Source organism: Pedobacter sp. Leaf216, from assembly GCF_001421515.1.
Taxonomy (GTDB): Bacteria; Bacteroidota; Bacteroidia; order Sphingobacteriales; family Sphingobacteriaceae; genus Pedobacter.
Genome location: NZ_LMKM01000009.1, coordinates 136176 through 159082, shown reverse-complemented (window position 1 = coordinate 159082; position 22907 = coordinate 136176). Strand labels below are relative to the sequence as shown.

The 22907-nt window shown below is 39.1% G+C and carries 19 protein-coding genes; 4 read left to right on the top strand and 15 right to left on the bottom strand.

The genetic code is table 11. The annotated features are described in order from the left end of the window. Nucleotides 1–616 precede the first annotated feature (616 nt). The 3 genes from ASE74_RS08805 to ASE74_RS08795 all read left to right on the top strand — a co-directional run bounded on the left by ASE74_RS08805 (nucleotide 617) and on the right by ASE74_RS08795 (nucleotide 2903). On the top strand, nucleotides 617–967 hold the full coding sequence (locus tag ASE74_RS08805) for a hypothetical protein (protein ID WP_055907297.1): 351 nt from the start codon (nucleotides 617–619) through the stop codon (nucleotides 965–967). 49 nt (nucleotides 968–1016) lie between these two features. Continuing rightward, nucleotides 1017–1577, top strand: coding sequence for an N-acetyltransferase (locus ASE74_RS08800; protein ID WP_055907293.1), 561 nt, complete (start codon nucleotides 1017–1019; stop codon nucleotides 1575–1577). Nucleotides 1578–2207: 630 nt separating this feature from the next. After that, a complete protein-coding gene (locus ASE74_RS08795) occupies nucleotides 2208–2903 on the top strand; it encodes a DUF429 domain-containing protein (protein WP_055907290.1) in 696 nt (231 codons plus the stop codon). 170 nt (nucleotides 2904–3073) lie between these two features. On the opposite strand, the gene ASE74_RS08790 is transcribed toward ASE74_RS08795, so the two are convergent. The 4 genes from ASE74_RS08790 to ASE74_RS08770 all read right to left on the bottom strand — a co-directional run bounded on the left by ASE74_RS08790 (nucleotide 3074) and on the right by ASE74_RS08770 (nucleotide 8708). Further along, complete coding sequence (locus ASE74_RS08790; RefSeq protein WP_055907287.1) at nucleotides 3074–4189, bottom strand: FAD-dependent monooxygenase; 1116 nt, start codon at nucleotides 4187–4189, stop codon at nucleotides 3074–3076. Beyond that, nucleotides 4186–5367, bottom strand: coding sequence for an MFS transporter (locus ASE74_RS08785; RefSeq protein WP_055907284.1), 1182 nt, complete (start codon nucleotides 5365–5367; stop codon nucleotides 4186–4188). Before ASE74_RS08785 ends, ASE74_RS08790 begins: the two co-directional genes overlap by 4 nt. A 131-nt stretch (nucleotides 5368–5498) precedes the next feature. Further along, nucleotides 5499–6089 (bottom strand): Crp/Fnr family transcriptional regulator, encoded by a 591-nt coding sequence (locus ASE74_RS08780; protein WP_055907353.1) that lies wholly within the window; start codon nucleotides 6087–6089, stop codon nucleotides 5499–5501. Nucleotides 6090–8528: 2439 nt separating this feature from the next. Beyond that, nucleotides 8529–8708 (bottom strand): histone H1, encoded by a 180-nt coding sequence (locus tag ASE74_RS08770; RefSeq protein ID WP_055907279.1) that lies wholly within the window; start codon nucleotides 8706–8708, stop codon nucleotides 8529–8531. 750 nt (nucleotides 8709–9458) lie between these two features. Here ASE74_RS08770 and ASE74_RS08765 point away from each other — a divergent pair. After that, a complete protein-coding gene (locus ASE74_RS08765; RefSeq protein ID WP_055907276.1) occupies nucleotides 9459–10040 on the top strand; it encodes a hypothetical protein in 582 nt (193 codons plus the stop codon). A gap of 52 nt (nucleotides 10041–10092) precedes the next feature. Here the strand turns inward: ASE74_RS08765 and ASE74_RS08760 are convergent, their stop codons facing one another. The 11 genes from ASE74_RS08760 to ASE74_RS08710 all read right to left on the bottom strand — a co-directional run bounded on the left by ASE74_RS08760 (nucleotide 10093) and on the right by ASE74_RS08710 (nucleotide 22454). Further along, on the bottom strand, nucleotides 10093–11019 hold the full coding sequence (locus tag ASE74_RS08760) for a sugar phosphate isomerase/epimerase (RefSeq protein ID WP_055907273.1): 927 nt from the start codon (nucleotides 11017–11019) through the stop codon (nucleotides 10093–10095). A gap of 263 nt (nucleotides 11020–11282) precedes the next feature. Continuing rightward, nucleotides 11283–12227: a phosphatase PAP2 family protein gene (locus ASE74_RS08755; protein ID WP_055907270.1), complete on the bottom strand. Its 945-nt coding sequence runs from the start codon at nucleotides 12225–12227 to the stop codon at nucleotides 11283–11285. 1 nt (nucleotide 12228) lies between these two features. Further along, nucleotides 12229–12849: a sterol desaturase family protein gene (locus ASE74_RS08750; RefSeq protein ID WP_055907267.1), complete on the bottom strand. Its 621-nt coding sequence runs from the start codon at nucleotides 12847–12849 to the stop codon at nucleotides 12229–12231. Between the two features lie 273 nt (nucleotides 12850–13122). Further along, the gene (locus ASE74_RS08745; RefSeq protein ID WP_055907264.1) at nucleotides 13123–14412 is read right to left on the bottom strand and encodes a DUF4833 domain-containing protein; all 1290 of its coding nucleotides are present in this window, start codon (nucleotides 14410–14412) and stop codon (nucleotides 13123–13125) included. A 9-nt stretch (nucleotides 14413–14421) separates the two neighbouring features. Then, the gene (locus ASE74_RS08740; protein ID WP_055907260.1) at nucleotides 14422–16965 is read right to left on the bottom strand and encodes a DUF5686 and carboxypeptidase-like regulatory domain-containing protein; all 2544 of its coding nucleotides are present in this window, start codon (nucleotides 16963–16965) and stop codon (nucleotides 14422–14424) included. After that, nucleotides 16966–17340: a GtrA family protein gene (locus ASE74_RS08735; RefSeq protein WP_055907257.1), complete on the bottom strand. Its 375-nt coding sequence runs from the start codon at nucleotides 17338–17340 to the stop codon at nucleotides 16966–16968. Between the two features lie 4 nt (nucleotides 17341–17344). Beyond that, the gene (locus ASE74_RS08730) at nucleotides 17345–17800 is read right to left on the bottom strand and encodes a phosphatidylglycerophosphatase A (RefSeq protein ID WP_235526040.1); all 456 of its coding nucleotides are present in this window, start codon (nucleotides 17798–17800) and stop codon (nucleotides 17345–17347) included. After that, the gene (locus tag ASE74_RS08725; protein WP_055907251.1) at nucleotides 17800–19125 is read right to left on the bottom strand and encodes an inositol-3-phosphate synthase; all 1326 of its coding nucleotides are present in this window, start codon (nucleotides 19123–19125) and stop codon (nucleotides 17800–17802) included. Before ASE74_RS08725 ends, ASE74_RS08730 begins: the two co-directional genes overlap by 1 nt. Nucleotides 19126–19144: 19 nt before the next feature. Further along, the gene (locus tag ASE74_RS08720; RefSeq protein ID WP_055907248.1) at nucleotides 19145–20134 is read right to left on the bottom strand and encodes an NAD(P)-dependent oxidoreductase; all 990 of its coding nucleotides are present in this window, start codon (nucleotides 20132–20134) and stop codon (nucleotides 19145–19147) included. Next, nucleotides 20131–21252, bottom strand: a complete 1122-nt coding sequence (locus ASE74_RS08715; protein WP_055907244.1) for a hypothetical protein — start codon at nucleotides 21250–21252, stop codon at nucleotides 20131–20133. The genes ASE74_RS08720 and ASE74_RS08715 overlap by 4 nt, the downstream gene beginning before the upstream one ends. After that, nucleotides 21249–22454, bottom strand: a complete 1206-nt coding sequence (locus ASE74_RS08710; protein WP_055907242.1) for a pyridoxal phosphate-dependent aminotransferase family protein — start codon at nucleotides 22452–22454, stop codon at nucleotides 21249–21251. The genes ASE74_RS08715 and ASE74_RS08710 overlap by 4 nt, the downstream gene beginning before the upstream one ends. Nucleotides 22455–22907: the final 453 nt, after the last annotated feature.

The following is a 22907-nucleotide window of genomic DNA, read 5'->3' as shown; positions in this document are numbered from 1 at the left end:
ATCATTGGGAACTATTGATGGATTGAAATGACTCATGTTTATACTTTTAATTTACTAAAAAATCTCGTATATTGTAGAAATAATTTGCAATCAAATAAGGCGGTAAGTGATTCGGTGAGTCAAATTTTTGAAACGACTTTCAAAACATATTAAAGCGGAATTTTAGATCTGGGTTCGAATCCCTCGCTCTCCGCACAAATGGTTTAAAAATAAAAAAAGCCTGCAAATCGTATGATTGCAGGCTTTTTTATTTTCATTAGGATTTAGTAAGAAAAGGGGCTCGGATGACTAAACCAAACCATAACCATTTATCAGATCCCGCCGTACAACTTTTGCCAGTAGCAAAGGTTTGGTGTATTGGCATTTTTCCTGATATTCAAAATTCCAGCAAATTTAATAAGAGGGCGTATACCAGCGCCCTCTTTTTCCTATCTTAAACTTAATTCAATAAGCATAATAATAGCCGGTCTCAAAAAGTCTAGATCCGTTTACCGACAAGATATTTTTGTGAGTTATGCTGTTTATTCTAGTCAAGCTTACGACGCTGACCGAAAGCCACGCAACAAACTCAAATAAATTTAACAAACAGACAACAAGGTTCTAACCTTAAGGAAACATGAAACACTTAATTTGGAAACACGTTTGTTTGTCGGAAACAGTTAGCGATTGCACAACAATCAAAAAAAACGGATACATTATGAAACAACAGGCCAGAACGATCCCGGGAAGACTTGTGGATTTTGATTACAACAGGTACAAGCTACCTACATTTGTGATGCAATTTAAACCATCCGTCTATCAGGATGGTGATTCTTACTATGCCGTATTATCATTCGAAGATGAACACGATGTTTCGGGCTTGGGAACCTCGCCTGAAGACGCACTAATCGATTGGAATGATAAGGTTTGTGAAATGCTTTCGCTGTCCGGATCATTAAAAGAATCAATGAGAGCCAAACGCAGATAAGCTGGCCTAAAGGCTGAACCATCTCTGCTTTTTACCTAAACCTATTCTTATGAACCAGCATATCCCTACCGGCCTGGTATATTACCAGGACCAATACGATGAGCCGAATTTTCTTGGCAATTGCTATTTCGAAATCAAAAAACCGGCAGATTGCTCGATCACACAACTCCACCATTTTTATATGTTGTTAAAAAAGGGTAACAAGGTTTCGCCTGTAGATTTGCCGCTAAAGATTTTCAATGCAGCTTTTCTGGCATTTTGCTACAATGGCAAAAGGCTGGTTGGTATTTCAGCCATTAAAAAGCCGAGCTTAACTTATCTGAAAGATGTACATCAAAAAGCTGGTATAAGCAATGGAATCCATCAAAATTTTCTGGAGGTAGGTTACTCTTTTACGCGTGAATCTGTCCGCAGAAAAGGAATCAGCAGTACCTTGAAACGAATGTTACTCAAAAAAATCAATGATCACCAGGGCATCCTGTTTTCAACTACGGCCACTCCCAGCAGTCAGCGTTTTTTGCTGTTCAATGGTTTTAGGCAAAAAGGGAATCCTTACCAGGGTAAGTTCGATAATAATATCATCTACTTCGAGAAGAATGTAACTGCCTGATTTCAATTAGCTGAATTATGGTTTGAGGTAAAACAGAATAAGCCACAACATCCACTGCAGCTTATTACTAACCAAATATAACCAATATCTATGATATTTATTCTTCAAAACTAACACGGGAAGATGAAAAATAAATGAAGTTTTATCAATACATGGTATTGAACAGATGAACGACAAATCTTTCATTATTGGAGTTGTAGAGGAAGGAATCGAACCTTCGGCCTGCTACCAAAAAGCGCTCTACATCGATCATTTTCTATTGATCACCGCAAAAGTAGTGACTTAGCTGACATTAAAAAGCATTGACCAAAAGCTTAACAGTTTGATAATAAACCGCTACGAAAGTGTTTTTTCGCACCTTTTTAACTTAAACAAACGATAATGTGAAAAAACCTCCCACTTTATGTTTCTATAGAAGCTTCCAACTTCCTATCCTATTAAAAAATGATGTTAATTTATAAGCTAAAATCATGATTCCTTTAAAATGTTCGGCAGGATAAATCCTTCAGTAAATCATTTTACTTTCACCGATATTTGCCATCTGTAACGTTCGTTGTAAAAGGCGAAAGCCGAACGCGTAAATGACTACGACCAAACGAGCAGCAATTTATTATAGAGCCCACTAAGAAAATGTTAACATCCTTATATAAACAAAACAATGCTGAAACTGGTAATATTGCTCAACAAGCGGTAATTGGTATTGATCTTACCGGTTCCGAAAAGAAACCTTCTGGCTGGGCAGTTTTGAAGAACAATATTGTTGAAACCAAAAGGGTTAAAACTGACCAGGAAATGATTGACCTGGCTATTGAACAACAACCAGCAGTTATCTCCATTGATGCTCCGCTTACACTGCCCCATGGCAGGCTTACGGTTTTTGACGACGACCCTGGAAGAAGTGAATTCGGAATTACCAGGTTGTGCGAACGGTTGTTGTTAAAGCGTGGCATCAGATCTTATCCGCCGTTGATTAAAAGCATGCAACAACTTACCCAAAGAGGTAAATCACTGGCATTGCAATTCAGGCAACTTGGGTATACTGTAATTGAGACTTTTCCCGGTGGCTGCCAGGATATACTTGGCTTAACACGCAAGCAAAAAGGTTTGCCAGAACTTATTGCAGGCATTTCGGCATTGGGTATAAGAGGTGAGTATTTAAAAACAAATATAAGCCATGATGAAGCAGATGCCCTTACAGCTGCTATAGCTGGTCTGTTTTTCATTGCTGGTCAATATGAGTCGATAGGTGATCCGGAGGAAGGGCTAATTATATTGCCTAAATTAAGCAGCTCCGTTCTTGAAAACGAGGATTTACGTCCACAATAAAAATAGTAGCATTTAATTGCCTGCATACTTCGAAAGGTATTGATCTGGAAGGATAACGATTTGTTATCGATACCTACAAATAACCTGATAGCTAAACCGCCACAATTGCCAGCATTTTATCCAACCTTTCTGACTTGCCAGTCTACCATTCATGATGATATACACTGATATTACTGGCCTAGCTGGCTCCTTAATGCAAGCTGTGTGCCATGGATAGCCAACGCTCTTGCATGTACAATCTGCTGATTGTTCCAGCCTTCGAGTGCGTTTTGAAGATTGCCAACATCTTGAATAGCCATGGCTAACGTAATTGCATCCCTATATGCCTTGGCCGAACCTGAGGCCGTATGGGGGCGCACCAGGAAGGCTGCATCGCCCAATATAGCAACCTGCCTTATAAACATCTTTGGCACTTCCATATCCATAATAGCCTGTATAAAGGGTGCTTTAGTTTGGTACACTCTTTTTCTCAAAATTTCTGGTAGTTCGGCATCTGCCCTTGCCCTAAGCTCACTTAAGTTTTTATCACTCAGGTAACCGGCGGGAAGGGAAAATTCGTGGACGGTTCCATTTTTATCGGTAAGAAGATCTTTAAGCTGTTGTAATGACTTATTCTGAAACCATACCCAGTTCAGGATACGTTTTCCTTCTCCGAGTTCACCACCAGGCCCAGGAATGGTATAACAAAGCAAATGTGAGTTAGCATAGGGATATATTGAAAACTTATCTGAAAAGAAATCAATTTCAGCTGCGCTGAGCTCGCTTTCCGAAATCAAACCCCTGTAAGCAATGTAACCTGCATACCTCGGATGAATTTCTGGAAATAAATGTGCTCTTACTGCAGAGTTTACTCCATCGGCACCGATAAGCAGATCGGCCTGGATAACCCGGCCATTTTTAAAGCTCGCCCAAACCTGCCCTTCCTCATTACGAATACTTGTTAACTCATATCCCTGATGATATTTTGAGGATGGGAAAGCATTTCTGAGTTGTTTCCACAGGTAATTCCATGAAGTAAAAACCGTATCGTTTGGATAAATCAATGATGGATTCCCATTATCATCGAGTACCTGACGTTGCGCTGCCAAAACACCAAAGATTTCCTTTGTAGACACGCCAGCTTCGATAAGGTAATCCATCATATCGGGCTGGATTACAAGCCCTGCACCCCGATCTTTCAATTCATTAGCTGAGCGTTCATAAATATCTACATCAAAGCCCCTCTCAATCAGTGCAATTCCGGCACATAGCCCACCAATTGAGCCTCCTATTATTGTTATTTTCATTTCTTAAGTTGTTGAGTGTTTTTAGAAAAACGTTTTGTGAGTACCACATTTGCAATGGCCACCAAAGCCAGCACGGCCATGAATGTAGTGGATAAGCCCCACCCTCCCAATTGGTAAAATTGAATAGCAATATAAGAACCCAATGCGCCACCAATAAAATAACTGGTCATGTAAACCGTATTTATGCGGCTGTTTGCCTTTTCATCAAGTGTGTATATTACGGCTATATTGGTTACCTGAGTGGCCTGTACACCAATATCCAAAAGCATAACAGTAACCCAGATAACAGCAATTGATCCTGGAAACAGCTTTAGCAGCAGTATACTGATGAGGGTTAGTGCGGTTGAAAATATCAGTGATCTTGCATGAGATCCTTTATCTGCCATCTTACCAAAAACCGGAGCAACCAGGGCACCTGCGGCTCCAAGCAAACCAAACATGCCGATGCTTGATGATGAATAATTAAATTGAGAACTACTGAGGTAAAAAGTAAGGCTTACCCAGAAAGCACTAAGGGTACCAAATGCCAACATACCGGTAAGCGCAGTTCTTCGCAATAAAGGGAACCTGCCAAGCTGGGCAAAGGTAGATTTTAGCAAACCTGTGTATGTACCACTAAAACGCTCTGCAGTTGAAGGGAAATCGCGCTGCATTAACACTGCTGTAACCGATACCATAATTGCAGAAATAATATATACGTATTGCCACCCTGACATACTTGTTATAAAACCGCTGTACACTCTTGCAACCAAAATTCCAATTAACAGACCGGTAAATATCTGCCCTACTATTTTACCACGGTTTTCTTTTACTAAACTGGCAGCCATGGGCAGAATTACCTGAGCCACTACTGAAAAAACTCCTATCAGTAAACTGCCTAAATAAAGAAGTATGATGTTAGGCGCAAAAGCCATGAGCAGAAGAGAAACTATCAATCCAATTTGAAGATAAAATATTAGTTGCTTACGCTCAATCATATCTCCTATGGGTGTAAGGAGGAACAGGCCTAGCCCGTAGCCGATTTGAGAAAATACAGAAATGTTACCGGCCTTTTCAATGCTGATGTGGAAATGTGTTGCCAGGGCCTGTAAAATAGGCTGGCTGTAATAAACGTTGGCAACTGCAATTCCTGCTGTAGTAGCCATAATCAATACCTGGGTTTTCGTTAGATTTGCCATTATATTTTGTGTTTTTACTTTTTAAAATATGTTTAAGTAACAATACAAAGTTGGCAAGTCTTTATCTCTCTAACGATGAACTGGTTTAGGAAATGAGCACAAACTGGTTCAATGTAAAAAGTTGAAGTAGATTAACTTTTTTGAGTTACACGCTTATTGCGCAACTTTGAAAGGTATTCTGTAGTAATGCCCAGGAAAGATGCCAGTGCATACTGTGGTACTCTATTTACAATATCGGGATAACGTTCCTGAACAAACTCAAAACGCTGTTCTGCCGTTTTGGTTAAGTTTAAAATTACACGGCGGGCCATGTGTGCAGCGGTATGCTCGGCCAGCACCCGAAAGAAAGTTTCGAAGAGATGTTTCTGTTTTTTTAGTTGCTGCTCTGTTTCATAACTGATTTGCAAAACAATGCTGTCTTCCAGGGCCATTACGAACATTGAAGCCGGCTGTTGAAAAATGTAGCTATTGTAGTCGGTTATCCACCAATCTTCTATGGCAAACTGAATGGTATGTTCCTGCCCCTCATCACCAATTACATAAGCCCTGAAACTTCCTTGTACTACATAAAACCTATTCTTCGCAATAAATTCGGGCTGAACAATAAACTGTCTTTTCTTTACCCTCATCAGTTTAAAGTTCCCGCAAAAATCATCGGCTTCGCTATCTGTGAAAGCATGGCGTTTTTGGATGTGCATTTTAAGTTTGCTGAAATCTGTCATGGGATATGCGCTTATTTTTTTATCAGGGATTTGATTTGAGTACCAAGATAATGATTGTTTAAGATTTGCAGCAAACCAAACATCGAAAGGTTGAGCTGTAAAACATGCTATATCCGACTGTTCAAACCCCAACAAGTTTGCCCTTGCTCATATTTTTAACTTGAGCCGGCATATCATCCAAGTGGAATCCCGAATAAATACAGCTGATGATCAGCGGACTTAAATTTTCCAAACTTTTAATCAATGTGCATATCGTTAACGACCAATATTATGCGATTTTACTCTCCTGCAAGTTTGCGACTGATAATTATGCGCGATTTTAAGCCCCTGCAAAAATGTAACGACCAATTTTATGCGATTTTGATCTCCTGCAAGTTTGCGGCTACCAATTATGCGCGATTTTAAGCCCCTGCAAAAATGTAACGACCAATTTTATGCGATTTTGATCTCCTGCAAGTTTGCAGCTGATAATTATGCGCGATTTTGGGCCCCTGCAAAAATGTAACGACCAATTTTATGCGATTTTACTCTGCTGCAAGTTTGCAGCTGCCAATTATGCGCGATTTTAGGCACCTGCAGAAATGTAACGACCAATTTTATGCGATTTTGATCTCCTGCAAGTTTGCGGCTGCCAATTATGCGCGATTTTGGGCCCCTGCAAAACGATGGAAGGAGACATTCGACTACGCTCAGGGCATTAAAGCTTTATCATTACCTTTTCTTCTGTTATTACAGTGAGGCAGCACACACTTTAATTGATTTATTCGACATCAGTTCCAAGCCTTGGGTTTATACATTGGTAAAGTAAGAGGCCCTTCGGTGGCTGACCCGTACCGACTTCATATCAATAACCGTGGCATGCCCGAGCAGAGCGAAAAACGGCAAACGCATTACGATTCTCGCATGCGCGAGAATGACTACGCGAGTTAAGGCTAAAAAGATTGCTTCAGCTCGCTCTCCCCCAGCTTCGCAATGACGGATTTAACGCATTCCCTGCATTATGCTATCTGCACCCTGCTTTCTGCTCCTTGCATTCCGGCATAGGAAATGATGGAAGGAGAAAACGTTAAAGCTTTATTAATGTCTTTTCTTTAATAATTGCATTGAGGGAGCACACACTTTCCGTCCCCTTCGACGGAACTTGTGCTGACGACCAAAAAGCTTTAACGAATTTATCCGACATCAGTTCCAAGCCTTTCAGTTATGCCTTGTTGTTTGTTGTCTTTATAGGTAGTCATGCTTTCGCTGTGCTCAGGTTTGTTACTTTTGGGCCAAGCCAAAAGTAAGAGCCCTTCGGTGGCGGCTGATCTGTACCGATTTTATATCGGTAACCGTGGCAAGCCCGAGCGGAGGCAAAACATAGCGACTGCATTACGATTCCCGCATGCGCGAGAATGACGACCGCGAGTTAAAACTAAAAAGATTGCTTCAGCTCGCTCTCCCCCAGCTTCGCAATGACGGATTTAACGCAATCCCTGTATCATGCTATTTAATTCTCGCTATCTGCACCCTGCTTTCCGGCATAGGAAATGATGGAAGGATAAAACGTTAAAGCTTTATCAATACCTTTCCCTCCATCGTTGCATTTAGGCAGCACATACTTTCCGCCCCCTTTGGCGGAACTTGTGCTGAAGACCAAAAAGCTTTAACGAATTTATCCGACATCAGTTCCAAGCCTTGGGTTTATGCATTGATGATTGTTATTTTTATAGGTAGTCATGCTTTCGCTACGCTCAGGTTTGTTAATATTGGGCTAAGCCAAAAGTAATAGCCACTTGGTGGTTGCTGACCTGTACCGATTTCATATCGGTAACCGAGGCAAGCCCGAGCGGAGGCAAAACATAGCGATCGCATTACGATTCCCGCATGCGCGAGAATGACGGCCGCGAGTTAAAACTAAAAAGATTGCTTCAGCTCGCTCTCCCCCAGCTTCGCAATGACGAATTTAACGCATTCCCTGCATCATGCTATTTAAACTCCCGCTATCTGCACCCTGCTTTCTGCTTCCTGCATTTCGGCATAGGAAATGATGGAAGGATAAAACGTTAAAGCTTTAGCATTACCTTTTCTTCCATCGTTGCGTAGAGGCAGCACACACTTTCCGCCCCCTTCGGCGGAACTTGTGCTGACGACCAAAAAGCTCAGCACACGACCAAAAAGCTTTAACGAATTTATCCGACATCAGTTCCAAGCCTTGGGTTTTTGTTACTTTTGGGCCAAGCCAAAAGTAAGAGCCCTTCGGTGGCGGCGAACCGAGGCAAGCCCGAGCGGAGGCAAAAACATAGCGACTGCATTACGATTCCCGCATGCGCGAGAATGACGACCGCGAGTTAAAGTTTGTTCCACACGCAACAGTGTAAGGTTATGGGTGACTGTTAAACAACAAAGCCTCCAACCGTGAGGCAGGAGGCTTTGTTTTCCCAAAACGCAATAATGTTATTATTTCGCGCTATTCTTTTTTTCTGTTACTTCAGCTCTGATATCTTGAGCTAAAACTTTAAGGTCTTGCATTGCTTTACGTACACGTGTACCAGCAGCTGCATTACCACCATCATAAAACTTGGTTACATCTGCTTCAACTGAAGAAATCAGATCTTGTACTTCTTTAAATTTGTCCATAATGTTTTCTTTTTAATAGGATGATAGACCATCCGTAATTAAATATATTCTTTCCGATCTACAATAAACGGACCGCAAAACTAATAATTTTATTAACAATGAAGCATTCACATCAATTAATCCTTTTCTTTTAACACTTATCTATTTCTTTATTTAAGCGATATTGCCTGATCTTCTTTAAGTTAACTAACCAGGTATTACAAAAAAAGCAAGGAGTGTCAAAGAAAAATTACCAGAAATTAATTATTAACAACCCTTAATTGGCTTGCTCTATAGCTCAGAAAATAGATTATTTAAGTTATTAAAACGCAAAAGGCTACAATATCCATTGTAGCCTTTTACTAATCAACTAACTAAACTGTATAATACTAACCAAATATTTACACCACAAAAGTAGGACTGAATTATAAACCAAATATTAAGGTTGTGTTAATATCAGGATATTTAACACAGGCATTTAGATATACCATAAATGAAGCAGGCGATGCCTTAAAATTTGTTGCCAAAATTTAAGCATTTAAAATCGCTTAACCTCTTTTTGCAGAGTAGGTGTTACAGAAACGGAAAAATAACGCATACAGGAGCTAGCTGACACTATAATTACAATTATCAGGGTATTATGAGGCAAATAATGTGTAAAAATTAAATTGTTGATTTTTATCATCATTAAAATTTCAAAAATCGTTTAAATCTGTAGTATTAAAAATACATAAAGTTCCAAAATAGAAAATGAAATTTTATCTTTGTGCCATGAAAATTGCCAAACAAACGTTATTTATATTTCTTGTAATTACTTCAATCTCTTCAACATCAATCCAGGTGTTGGCTCAAAACCTAAATAAACAAGCTGTTTCTTTCGAAAATGTTGACAGAATAAATGGGAATCACATGATCGAAAGATTGGGTGACGAATTTATTAAGAACCGTAAAAAAGGAAAACTTTCTAAACCTGAGTATTTTATCAACAGAGAAAATTTAACCATCATTACCTTTAACGGCCTTGATTACCTTATAAAAAATAATCGCGTAATAGGCATACAAGGTTTAGCTTTATCTACGGAGGTACTTGCTCAAATTACGCAAAAACTAGTGTTGCTGGATAGTGCTCAATACAGCTACAGTGAAAAATCTGATAACGATTTTCAAAATGAAAGGTTATTCCTGCTTTCATTAAAAATGTTATCTACAACCACCAGAGACATTGCAGCACTTACAAAAACCAACAACCCATCTTTAAATCTGGAAACTAAAGTGGTTAAAATGCGTTTGCCAAATGTTGATAAATCTCAAGAAACATTAACTGCACAATCACTGGTACAATTGGCTAAATAATTTGCTGGCCAAAGCGGATTTCGTGATTTTATGGAAAAAAGCAATTGCTAAATTACTGGTACCTTTTTCTCCAAACCTGCATCATGTAAACATTTATTGCCCACTGATCGGCCACTGGAAGGTTGGTATATGGAATTGTTGGCATATAACTGGGTGGGCCAAACTCGGTTAACATCGTAAGGATTTTCCCCTGCTGTTTTTTAATGGCCACTATTTTATCCCACCATTTAAAATGGGCATCTACGGCCTCCTTCCATTCCGGAGCCCTTGGATCACTTACCTGTGGTCCTTCCGCATGGCCAACCCTTGAGTGTACGTGGTCTGTTCTGGAAATGGCGAGTGCAACTGTTTCGGGTTGATCTTCTAAAAGGCTTTCGCTTACGTTACACCAGTGAGAAATATCAAGCGTAAGTCTTAAATCAGGCTTTTCTTTTAAATACGGTAAAGATGCCGGTGCCGAATACAGCATCCTGGATCTATGGGTTTCATGATAAATCGGAACACCGCTTTCTTTTGCATACTGTACAGTAAAATCAATAAATCTTTTATTTTCTTCGAAAGTGAAAAAGTCTTTGCCCGAATGAACATTGATATAAAGTGGTTTTTGCGCTTTATTTTCTGCAGCTTCTTTTAATACTTTTTTAAACGTTGTAAAATGTGTACCGAACTGAGGTTCATCTCCTCGGCAAAGGAAACCAACTGCTAACTGATGTTCTTTTAAGGCCTTAAATAATTCATCTGCAATTTCTGCCGACCATAAAATTTCTATTCCATCGTAACCATCCTTTTTTGCTTTTTTGCAAAAATCAGATACCGAGCCATTAAATCCCCAATATGGTGCCATAATGAGTAAAGCAAATCCATTTGATGTTTTTACTGGTTCAATATCAGGATAACTGAATGTATCTGTTGGGGTTAAAAATAAAGCAGACGTTAAGGCTAGGCTTCCTCCGATAAAATTCCGTCGGTTGTATTTCATGTTCATGCAGGGTTTGAGCACTCAATTTACAACTTTTTAATACCCCGCATAAAAAAAATTGGTTCAATGGATAATTTTAACGCCAATTAGTTAAAGTGGTTTTCAATTCGCTAGCATTAACTAACCCCAAAGAGCGTTCGGAAATTCGAAGCATAGTCTGCGCCGATTATTGAAGGAAGCAATCTTAATGCGATCATTGGAAGATTGCTCATCGGGCAGAAAAAGCATCTTTACAATAACGATTTATCGCTACTTCTGTGATCTTAGTGCCTTGCTAATACCTTAACATAATACCCGATAAACTCCCTTAATCTGGTTTGTTTAACCAGGTAGTTAAAACTAATAATCCCAATTACAGCGCAACTTATTCCAGCCAAAACATCAAGGCAGTAATGGTGACTGGTATAAACAGCAGAAAACCAGATGCCGATCATTACTACCAAAAAGAAAACATTAATTTTTCCAAGCTTGTTCTTTAACCCATAATATACCACAATAACCGGATATGATGAATGCAGCGAGGGCATAGCTGCGAAAACGTTAGATCCTTTACTGTAAATCCCTTGAAAAAGGGTAATATTAAAATAATGATCAAACCTGGCCAAGCCTGCTGTATTGCCTGCAGTTTTGGCAATAAATGTAAAGCCATGCTCCTGAATATACCAAGGTGGCGCTGCCGGAAATGCATAATAAACCACGAAACCCAATAAATTTACCCAAACAAAAGTGAGCGAGAACCGTACAAACTGTTCTTTATTTTTAAAGAAAAGGTAAGTGGCAAAAGCAAGGGGAACGGGCACCCACATCAGGTAGAAAATACCTGTTAATACATCCAAAAATGAATTGCTGTTCAGTTTCGAATACTCATTGGGCGTAAGCGTTAGGCCATGTTGATGTATGCTAAATACATTTTTTTCCATTTCGTATAAATCTTTAATGTGAACTACATTAAAAAGATAGTTTGGAAATGCTTTCATATAATCGAAAAGAATCCAGTATACGATGAAAATCGAAAAGCCCAGTATAAAGCGACGGGTACCTTCAGAGAGGTAAAAAAGACTGTTAAAAATAAAAATCAATACGAGCTGATCGGTTTTAAAGCCGACCAGAAATGCTGATAACAATAGATACCCAACAGATATAGCAACTGTTAGATAAACATTGCGAATGGTAAAAAAATTGTTTTTGAGCAAAATCTCTTGCTGCATATTATTTTTTATCAAAGTTAGATCTAAAAATATGATCCCAGAAAGTCCAGCTTACCCCATAGCCTTTTGTCGAATCAGAATAATGGTGAAGCATATGGTGCTGTTTTAACTGTTTCCAGAAACCGCTTTTAAAATTGGCGTGGTGAAGCGCATAATGCACCATATCGTAAAATAAATAGCCAATCATAAAGCCAGAGAAAAAAGGATAGACCATCGTTTCTGGCAATAACCAATCGAAAAGAAAATAAAAGCCCAAAGCCATAGGGATACTGGCCGAAGGTGGCATTACCAGTCTTTTGGCATCATTGGGATAATCGTGGTGTACGCCGTGGAAAATAAAATGGATCTTTTTACCCCATTCTACATCAGGTTCAAAATGGAAAACATAACGGTGCAGGATGTATTCGGTGATGGTCCAGATGGCCAAACCGAGCAGAAACCAACCCGCAAAAATTAAGACAGGCATTTGTAATTCGCCAAGTGCTTTCCAGAAAAGGAAGGCAATTACAGGGATATAAACAACCAATGGTACGTAAAACCGCACTTTCGACAGGCTTTCTAAAAAGTCGTTTTTAAACATCCTGATGGATGCAGTTGAATTAGATACAAAATTCTTTTTCATTTGATAAAATTATTTTTTGTCTTCGCCTACGCTTTGACTGACATTCAACTCTATTTATGTTCGGTCGTCACCTCGACTGAAGTCTGCCGATTCTTCATCGGTAGCGGAATTGAGAGATCTATCTAGTTAGATTTCCCGGCTCCATTGCACCCGATAGCTATCGGGTCCGCTCGAAATGACGATTCAAGAGAGATTGCTTCGTCGGCTGAAAAAGCCTTCTCGCAATGACGGATTAGGTGGGGACGCCACCCGCAAAACGCTCAACACCCTCCGCTAAACCTTAATCCGCTCTACCAACACTTTTGACGGTTCTGAAGCATCAAACCCTTTTATTTCTACATATTTCACATTCGGAAACCAAAATGTACCTCCTTCAATGCGAAGAAATATGCGCTCTACCTGCATTTTTTTATTGTTAATGGTGGCAAATACATGGTATTTTTTATCTGCACCTAATTTATTGAGGTACATTGGTAACTTTTTGTGCGAGGTAAATCGAAGCTCAAACTGGCCATTGCCCAAATCTTTACTAATAATTCCGTAGGCGAATTTCCGCTGGATATAACTTAAATCTTTCTTCTCTCCATTGTCACCATACCGCATCCAAAATACATTAACGGGCTGGTTTTTATCCACTACACCGCGTTTATCTACATTTAACTGGCAGATAATGGTATTTGTATTCGGATCGCGTTGTAAATAAAACAACTGGTTATTGATGCCATTCGGTGTAGGAAAAGTAATTGGAGAAGGATCTGCCCCCTGTGCATTTGCATTGAAAGATAACCCAAGGCTTAAACTTCCCATCAATATCAAACCAGCAACAAGGGCTGCCCTGTTATTGCCTTTACGCTCGTTAAACTCCTGCGCCTCTAAGCCCCTCTTAGCATCTTGCAAACGTTTTACAGCGGTAATATTTGTTAATACCGCCATTAAGGTAATGGGCATGGTAAAAATAGATATCGTTTCGAACACATGGAATGAAATACCCGGCATATACACCTTATAATTGCCGCCAATAAAATGCCCTGCAACACCACAGGCAATGGCAAATACACCAATAGTAACTACCCTTTCTGGCCGTTGCATTAAACCGCCCTTACACTCTACCCCTAAACCTTCTGCCCTGGCACGGGTGTAACTTACCATCATTGAGCCAATTAGTGCAATAAAAGCAAACAAGGAACTTAAGAAATAATGATGCGCTACCAGGTAATAACAAATGCCCAAAAACATAATCATTTCGCTATAACGATCAAGAACGGAATCGAACAAGGCACCAAACTTGGAACTCATGTTTCCTAACCGGGCTACCTGGCCATCGAGCATATCAAAAAGGCCTGCAAAGAGTACCAATGCTCCTCCCCAACCGATGTACGACATATCGCCACGGTTTGATTTTTCGGCACCAAGTACAAAAATAACCGCCACTCCAATATTCAGAATTAAGCCAATTAAGGTTACCATATTTGGTGTTAAGCCAATCTTAATTAACCCTTTAACAAAAGGATTAATTACCTTGTAGATGCCTTGCTGCAGTCTGTCGCGCAATTTAGTTTCCATAACTTTTTATTAAAAATCGAATTTAACCCTTGCCCTTATTCCCCATTCCGAAACTTCTGGATTGTTGAGGTAATTGAAACGCTTTACCAAATCAACCCTTAATAATTTAAAAATGTTTCCTATGCCAACGCTTCCTTCCATGTAAGGTTCGTTACCTAAAGCATACGTTCTTTGTGCACCGTTTTCATAAATGGGAAGCTGATATAATCCGCTTTGAAAATTTGGATTATTTTCATTCCGTAAACCACCATACAATGCTTTGAATGATACCACTTCTCTTAGTTTTAAACGTTTTATTAAAGGCACCTTATTAAAAAAGAAGCCGTTAAAGTTGTGATCGATATTAATGCTTACATAATGATCGCTCACAAACTCTAAAAAGTTCATCAGGTTATATGAGTTGAGCTGATAAGCATAGGTTTGATTGGCGCGGTGTATATCCAACAATGGAAAAGGCACTTTGCCGGCAATATAACCGCCTTCAAAAGTTACATCGCTATAACCCAACTGCGATAAATAAAAGCGTTTATCAATGCTACCCATAATATTATGGTAATTGTATTCGCCACCCAATACTCCTTTTAAACCTGCGGTATAGCGCAAATTAAATACCGGATAACGATCGGCAATGGGCACGCGGTAAATTTTTCCCTGGTAAAACTTCTCATTTGGTGCATACCTTAACTGTAAGGAAACTTCGCTGGTGGTTAACCTGTTAACGAATTGATTATTGGAATTGATGTAATTAAGTCCACCAGCTGGTGTTTGACTCCATTTTTTAAAGCCAAGATTGTAAGAAAAATGATTTTCGAATTCCTTTACATAATCTAAACGGTAAAAATCGTTGTACAGCAACATATCGTTAACCCCTCTTTTAAAGGATAGTAAAAAGTTATCTTCCTGTACAAACTGTAGCTCCTGCCCTGGTATTTTGGTATCGCGCTGAAAACTTGCCCTTACATAATTCTGAGGGAATTCATAGATCGATTTGTTATTTAACGAATAGGTTGCCGATAGGAAAAACTTCCATTTTTCATCCTTTATGCCATAAGCCAGATAGTTTTCGAAATAATATCGTTTGCTCAGCTCTGGTGTGGTTCTTCCGCCAACACGCAACCTTAAACCTTCTACGTTATTAAAACTGTAAAAGGTATTTACCGGTCCGATTTCGTAGGGTCCTAAATTCTGATAACCTGCAAATAAAAGGGTAACAATTTTCATTGTTCGTTTAAACGACGGCAGGTTTTGCAGGGTATCTATGTTGCCATAAATTTTTAACTGATCTTTCGAAATCGTATCCAAACGGTTCTTTTCCCAAAATTTATCGTCTCTCTTGGCTGCATCGGCCAGTACAACAGTACTTTTACCCTCAAATATGGTATCAGGCAATACGGTATCGAACTGATAATTTTTAAAAGTAACCGTTCGCTCTCCTGTAAAGCCTATACCTTTGGTTTTACCAATACCAAAATCGGCCAATAGGTTACTTTTACTCAGGCTGTATTTCCCTTTGTCATTTGTTTCAAAATTAAGGTCGATTTTTAGTGAGCGTACAAAGTTGAGGTTAATGTTTTTGTTTACCCCAAATGAAGCACCGGTAACGGCATAATGACTATCATTGGTTACATATATTTTGCCCTCAAACAACATATCATTCGTATTACGGGGCGTAAAAGAAAGCTCAATGATCTGAGGTTTTTGATTCTTTAGTGTATCGGTGATAAAAAACTTGTAAAAAGCTGGTGCACCATCCGAAATGGGACTTAAAAACTCGTTACTGATAACCGAAATGTTGTTCTTGTAAATATCTATATCCTGATACATCCGGTCGAAATAAGTTTTCATTCCCTTATTATCAATGTATCTACTGTCGAAGTTTACCTGTTTCTCGGCAATTACAATGGTTTTATTTTTTTCAGGATTTTTACTGAGGTAACTATCAGAAAGTTTCTCCTGGATATATACCGGCAACAGATTTTTTCCACCAATTAAAGTCGAATCCTGTTCCTGAAACAAAAACTGGTAATTGCGGAACATTTTTTTGTTTTTAAACTTATCCGAAACGTTGCTTAGCGAAAACAACATCTTTTCGTATTGCCTGTACGATGCCGTGTTGTAACTTTTTATGCGGTTTTCTTCCTTATGGGCAATTACCTGGCGGATAAGTTCTACCGCTGGATTATCTTTATTGCGGTATTTTATTTTTTTGCCTCCAACAATTATTACTTCATCTAAAGCTTTGGCATCAGGCACAAGGGCCACATCAGATTCTTGAGTTGTACCTGGCAGAATATTTTTATAAACTGTACGGTACCCTACATAATTAAAACTGATTTCGCTTTGCGGATTTGGCGAAACCAGGGTATACTTTCCGTTTACATCTGTTTGTGTACCAATCTGGGTATCTTTAAAAAAAACAGAAACATTAGGTAAAGTTTCTTTGGTTACGGCATCGCGTACGGTACCCGAAACTGCGGTGCGTTGAGCAAAAGCATTTACCTGCAGGATAAAACTGAGCGCTACAGTGAGAAAAAACGAATAGTTGGGTTTCATTTAACTTGAAAAAATAAACTGCTTTTGCATGATATAATTGTAGCTTATGCCCGTTAAAACAGAGCTAAAAACTTTGGCGAGTACGTAATTGAGGTTAAAATAGTGGGTAAAAACAAATACACCGGTTGTAACTATGGCCAAATTGCCCGCCCATACCAAAATGTATTTTAATATTTGCCATTTAATGGCTTTAGACTGGCTTTCGAAAACCCATTTCCGGTTTATGGAGAAATTAACAATCCCACCGCAAACGGTTCCGGTTATGCTTGCTGCGAGGTACCACCAACTTAAAAGATTTACAGCCATAACCGTTACGCCAAAATCAATTGCTGAAGCGATTAATGAAGAACCCTGTGCCTTTAAAAAAGTAAACATGGTATTAAAAGAGTGCTAAAACAACAACAAGCTGAAGAACCACATTGGCATAAATGCCAGCCAATACATCATCAGCCATTACACCCCAGCCACCTGGCAATTCTTCCATTTTGCGGATATAAAAAGGTTTAAGGATATCAAAGAACCTAAAAAGTATCAATCCGATAAGCGTGTATTGCCACTTTAATGGCACAAATAACAGCGTAATGCACATTCCGGCAACTTCATCAATTACCACCCTTTGATGGTCTTTTCCCCAAATTTCTTCAACCCGATCTCCACTCATTATGCCCAGCATTATAATTAATATGGTGATTAATACAGGCCATAAGTAGGGGTTGCTATAAGGGCTCTGGGTAAGGTGCCAGCAGATACAGGTTGCTATTGCAGCATAAGTACCAGCACCTTTGCCGATATAACCTATTCCCAGAGCCGTTGAAAGAAATTTGTGGATGAACACTATACGGTTTCTATCAGTTCTTCTTCGTAATCCTGACCTAAATGGGTAATCAATTCTTCGCCCATGATGTAACGCAAGGTATTTTGAAGTTTCATTAACTGTTTAAAAATATCGTTTTCTGCAGGTACACCTGGTATCGTTTGTGGCGATTTAAGGTAGAATGATAACCATTCCTGAATGCCCGACATATTTGAACGTTTAGCCAAATCGATAAACAAGGCAAGATCCAACACAATTGGTGCAGCTAAAATAGAATCGCGGCAAAGGAAATTGATTTTGATCTGCATTTTATAACCTAACCAACCGAAAATATCGATGTTATCCCAGCTTTCTTTGTTATCACCGTGAGGCGGATAATAGTTGATCCTGATTTTGTGGTACATTTCTCCATATAAATCCGGGTTAACGTCTGGTTTGAAGATATCTTCCAGTACACCTAGTTTAGATACTTCTTTTGTTTTAAAGTTATCCGGATCATCCAGTACCAAACCATCACGGTTACCTAAAATATTATCAGAAAACCAACCGTTTACACCTAAAGAGCGCGCAGCCAAACCTGGGGCTAAAATGGTTTTCATTAAAGTTTGTCCGGTTTTAAAATCTTTACCGGCAATTGGTGTATTGGTTTCTTTAGCCAGTTCGATTAATGCAGGAATATCTACCGTTAAATTTGGTGCACCATTGGCAAACGGAATACCCAATTTTAAAGCAGCATAAGCATAAATCATACTCGGTGCAATGCGTGGGTCGTTATCTCTTAAACCCTGCTCAAATGCAGCAAGCGATTCGTGCACTTCCGATGCTTCGAAATAAATTTCAGTAGAACCGCACCATACCAAAACAATACGATCGCAATTGTTTTCTGCTTTAAAGTTTTTAATATCTTCCATTACGGCTAAAGCCAGTTCGTAACGGTTATCAATATCTTTTACGTATTTGCCATCAAGGTTTTTTACATAATTTCTATCAAAAGCTGCACGCATTGGTTTAATGGCCTGCAATTCTTCACGCACATCGCGCAAAAGGTTTGCATCGAGTACGCGGGCATTTAATGCTGCTTCGTAAACGTTATCTTCGTAAACATCCCAGCCACCAAATACTAAATCTTCCAAACCTGCCAAAGGCACAAAATCTTTAATTTTTGGTTGTTTATTTTCAGTTCTTTTACCTAAACGGATTGTTCCCATCTGGGTTAACGAACCAATAGGCTTAGATATCCCTTTTTTAATTGCAGCAACTCCGGCAATCATGGTTGTTGCTACAGCGCCAAGTCCTGGCATTAATATACCCAACTTGCCTTCAGCTGCTTTTACTTGTTGTTTCATTCTATTTTTATTTAAAATCTTATAACCAATTGTTTTTACGGTACCAGTTTATCGTTTCATTAATACCTTGCTCAAGCCCGAATTGAGGTGTAAAGCCAAAGTCTCTCTGGATATTTTTTATGTCGCAACCCCAGTTCAGGGCAGTGAGTTCTTTAATTTTATCTACGTTTAAGGCCGGAATTTTATTAAATATGCTGTATACACGTTCCATAGACCATGCTAAGCCTTTAATAAGTGGCACAGGTACATTAACAGTCAGCGTTTTTTTGCCAAGTGCTTTACTTACATAATTTGCGAGCGATGAGCGGCTATATACCGCTCCATCCGAAATATTGTAGCTTTTACCAACCACATCAGAGGCCAATGCGTTAACAATGATATTGGCCAGATCTGTAGCATACACAAAACTAAGGTCTTGTTCCTGTTTGCCGATGTAAAGCTCCAGACCAGCCTTTATGGTTTTAATAAGGATGAAAATATCTTTTTCCCGTGGACCATAAACCGCAGTAGGCCTGAATACAATTAAGGGCAGATTTGGAACCTGAGCCAGGTACGTTTCTGCAAGTGCCTTGCTGATGCCATAATTGGTTACCGGATGTGATGCACTTTTATCAGTTAACCGTTCGCTTTTTTGATTTAAAGGCCCCAATGCAGCCAAACTGCTGATGAATACAAATTTTTTAATAAGGTGTGTTGCTTTTGAAGCCGCTACAGCAAGGTTTCGGGTATAAATAGCATTTACCTGATTGTAATCATCCAGTTTTTTTGCTTTGGTAACCGCAGCAGCATGCACGATATAATCATACTTTTTATCTTCAATATTCTCTTTTAACAGGTATATCGAAGAAAGATCGAGATCTACATAGTTGATTGGAAAATCTTTTAAATGCGTTGCGTTAGCAGAGTGGCGAACGTTTGCATAAACTTCCAAATTGTTGGCCAAAGCGGATTTAATCAGGTGATAGCCCACAAATCCCGTTGCTCCTGTTATCAACACGCGCTTTTTCATATCGCTTTTTCCAAAATCCTGTATTTTCGGTACAGTTTGCCACCTATATCTTCAATAGGCTTATTAATCATGTCGTTATGGTCCAAAGTCCAGCTGGCTTCAGCATATTTCATGTTTTTGGCCTTGAAATGTTTAATGATACGACCATACAAGCAGGCTTCGATACCCATTTTACGGTAACCATCTACCACACCCAGCAATAAAATACGGATGCCGTCTATTTTCTTTTTATTGGCCAATAGTTTAATCAACCCTGTAGGAAACAACCTGCCTCGTTTAATCTTGATTAGGATCTGGTTGATATCAGGGATGGCCAAAGCAAAGCCTACAATTTTACCATGCTGTTCGGCAAGAATACAAAACTCAGGATCAAGGATCATTTTGAGATCGTTTGCTGTATAATCGAATTCTTTATCCGTCATGGGTACAAAACCCAGGTTTTTATCCCACGCTTTATTGTACACCTCTCTTACAGCATTACATTCTTCCTTAAATTTCTTCATGTTGATTTTGCGCAACACGATATCATTCCGGAGTAAACGCTCTTCTATCCTATCCAGCAGTTTAACTGATCGTTCACTGTAATTACCTGCAGTGTAACGGTAAGCCCTTAAATCAACATTTTTTTTAAATCCAATCTGTTCCAAAAGCGGCAAATAATACTGCGGATTGTAAGGCATCATGGCTACTGGAGGTCCATCGAAACCTTCAATCAATAATCCGCATACCTCATTGGTAGAGAAATTTACCGGTCCTAAAACCTTTTTAAGCCCTTTTTCCAAAAGCCAGTCTTGTGCTGCTTTTAACAGTTGTTGGGCAGCATCCACATCGTTTATACAGTCGAAAAAGCCAAAAAAACCATCTTGTCCGCCGTAAACCTTATTGTGGTTGGTATTATTTATTGCGGCAATTCTGCCTATTATTTTGCCATCATTGTACAGCAAAAAAAGCTGTATTTCAGAATGTTCGTAAAAAGGGTGTTTGCCTGGGGTAAGCAGATCGCGCTGGGCAATAAAAAGTTCTGGTACGTAATTTACATCGCCCGCATAAAGTTCATGTGGAAAATCGACAAATGCGGCCAATGCTTTTTTACCTGAAACCTTTATAAGTTCTCTCATGATTGGCTTCCTACTAATTCTACGTTAACGGCCTTAAAAGCTGCACTTAATTTTTCTATAGCCGATTCGATCTGATCGAAGCTGTGAGTGGCCATTAAAGAAAACCTGATTAATGATGAATCTGAAGGAACCGCAGGAGAAACCACCGGATTTACAAATACCCCATTCTGTTGCAGGATATTTGTTATCATAAAAGTTTTGATGTTATCGCGGATGTAAACCGGAATAATCGGACTGTTGCTATGCCCGATATCGAAACCAGCTTCGATTAAAAGTTTTTTTGCATACTCGGTATTGGCCCAAAGTTTATCGATGCGCTCTGGCTCCGATTCTATAATATCAAGGGCTGCAATAACACTCGCTACAGCCGATGGAGGCATACTTGCGCTAAACATTAACGATCTGGCGCGGTGCTTAATGTATTCGATAGTTTCGGTGCTGCCAGCAATAAAACCGCCTAATGAGGCCAGCGATTTACTGAATGTGCCCATAATCAAATCTATATCATCGGTAAGGTTGAAATGTGAAGCGGTTCCTGATCCGTTAAAGCCAATTACCCCTAAACTGTGCGCATCATCCATCATAATATTTGCACCAAATTCATTGGCTATTTCTACCATTTCGGGCAAATTAACCAGATCACCTTCCATACTGAAAATACCATCTGATACAATCAATTTAGCTGCATCTTCTGGCAAACGGCTTATTTTGCGGCGCAGATCCTGCATATCGTTATGTGCATATTTAATGGTGCGCGCAAAAGCCAAGCGACTCCCATCAATAATTGAAGCATGATCGTATTCATCAAGCAATAAATAATCGTTACGATCCAACAAACAGGATATTACCCCTAAATTTACCTGAAAGCCTGTACTAAAAAGCACAGCAGCCTCTTTACCAACATAATCGGCAAGGCGTTTTTCCAGTTCGAGGTGAATATCAAGCGATCCGTTTAAAAACCTTGAGCCGGCACAACCTGTACCATATTTTTCGATGGCTGCTTTTGCTGCTTCCTTTATTTTGGGATGATTGGTAAGCCCTAAATAAGAGTTTGAACCAAACATCAATACCTTTTTCCCGTCGATTACTACCTCGGTATCCTGAGCAGATTCTATCGACCTGAAATAAGGATATAATCCCTTTTCCTTTATCATAGCTGCATCCTTAAAAGAGGCAATTCTATCTTGTAATTTTTTACGCATACTGAACGCTATTGTTCTTCAGTTTTTTAAAACCCTGTTCTGAAAGTTTGGCCTGCTCCTGTAACTATATGTTGATACCGAAATCAACCCTGTAGATTAAGGTTGCATTAACCATACGATTTGATAACACAATTTTAACGCGGAATTGAAGCGAAAAAAAGGTTCAAATGTGGGATATATTGGTCAAAATGTAGGATTGGCAAAATGTGACATTCAAATGAATTGACCAATTGACAATCTGACTTTTATTATAAAATAGTAAAAAAATAAAAACCAGTCAAAAATTCGTTTAAAACAACATAATATACTGTAATAAAGCACGATACAGAAAAAGTGTTTATTAATCAAAAACTTAAAAATCAATCACGAATTAGTCATTTTAAAAAAAAATACTTGCAAAATTGATCTCGAATATTACATTTGCCATTACAAAATCCGACAGATAAAAGGGCA

Coding starts and splice junctions, on each gene's coding strand:
- ASE74_RS08715 (WP_055907244.1), bottom strand. CDS start 21,252: ATGAGAGAACTTATAAAGGTTTCAGGTAAAAAAGCATTGGCCGCATTT.
- ASE74_RS08725 (WP_055907251.1), bottom strand. CDS start 19,125: ATGAAACAACAAGTAAAAGCAGCTGAAGGCAAGTTGGGTATATTAATG.
- ASE74_RS08755 (WP_055907270.1), bottom strand. CDS start 12,227: ATGCAGCAAGAGATTTTGCTCAAAAACAATTTTTTTACCATTCGCAAT.
- ASE74_RS08745 (WP_055907264.1), bottom strand. CDS start 14,412: ATGGAAACTAAATTGCGCGACAGACTGCAGCAAGGCATCTACAAGGTA.
- ASE74_RS08795 (WP_055907290.1), top strand. CDS start 2,208: ATGTTAACATCCTTATATAAACAAAACAATGCTGAAACTGGTAATATT.
- ASE74_RS08790 (WP_055907287.1), bottom strand. CDS start 4,189: ATGAAAATAACAATAATAGGAGGCTCAATTGGTGGGCTATGTGCCGGA.
- ASE74_RS08780 (WP_055907353.1), bottom strand. CDS start 6,089: ATGACAGATTTCAGCAAACTTAAAATGCACATCCAAAAACGCCATGCT.
- ASE74_RS08800 (WP_055907293.1), top strand. CDS start 1,017: ATGAACCAGCATATCCCTACCGGCCTGGTATATTACCAGGACCAATAC.
- ASE74_RS08735 (WP_055907257.1), bottom strand. CDS start 17,340: ATGTTTACTTTTTTAAAGGCACAGGGTTCTTCATTAATCGCTTCAGCA.
- ASE74_RS08765 (WP_055907276.1), top strand. CDS start 9,459: ATGAAAATTGCCAAACAAACGTTATTTATATTTCTTGTAATTACTTCA.
- ASE74_RS08770 (WP_055907279.1), bottom strand. CDS start 8,708: ATGGACAAATTTAAAGAAGTACAAGATCTGATTTCTTCAGTTGAAGCA.
- ASE74_RS08760 (WP_055907273.1), bottom strand. CDS start 11,019: ATGAAATACAACCGACGGAATTTTATCGGAGGAAGCCTAGCCTTAACG.
- ASE74_RS08710 (WP_055907242.1), bottom strand. CDS start 22,454: ATGCGTAAAAAATTACAAGATAGAATTGCCTCTTTTAAGGATGCAGCT.
- ASE74_RS08785 (WP_055907284.1), bottom strand. CDS start 5,367: ATGGCAAATCTAACGAAAACCCAGGTATTGATTATGGCTACTACAGCA.
- ASE74_RS08805 (WP_055907297.1), top strand. CDS start 617: ATGAAACACTTAATTTGGAAACACGTTTGTTTGTCGGAAACAGTTAGC.
- ASE74_RS08740 (WP_055907260.1), bottom strand. CDS start 16,965: ATGAAACCCAACTATTCGTTTTTTCTCACTGTAGCGCTCAGTTTTATC.
- ASE74_RS08750 (WP_055907267.1), bottom strand. CDS start 12,849: ATGAAAAAGAATTTTGTATCTAATTCAACTGCATCCATCAGGATGTTT.
- ASE74_RS08720 (WP_055907248.1), bottom strand. CDS start 20,134: ATGAAAAAGCGCGTGTTGATAACAGGAGCAACGGGATTTGTGGGCTAT.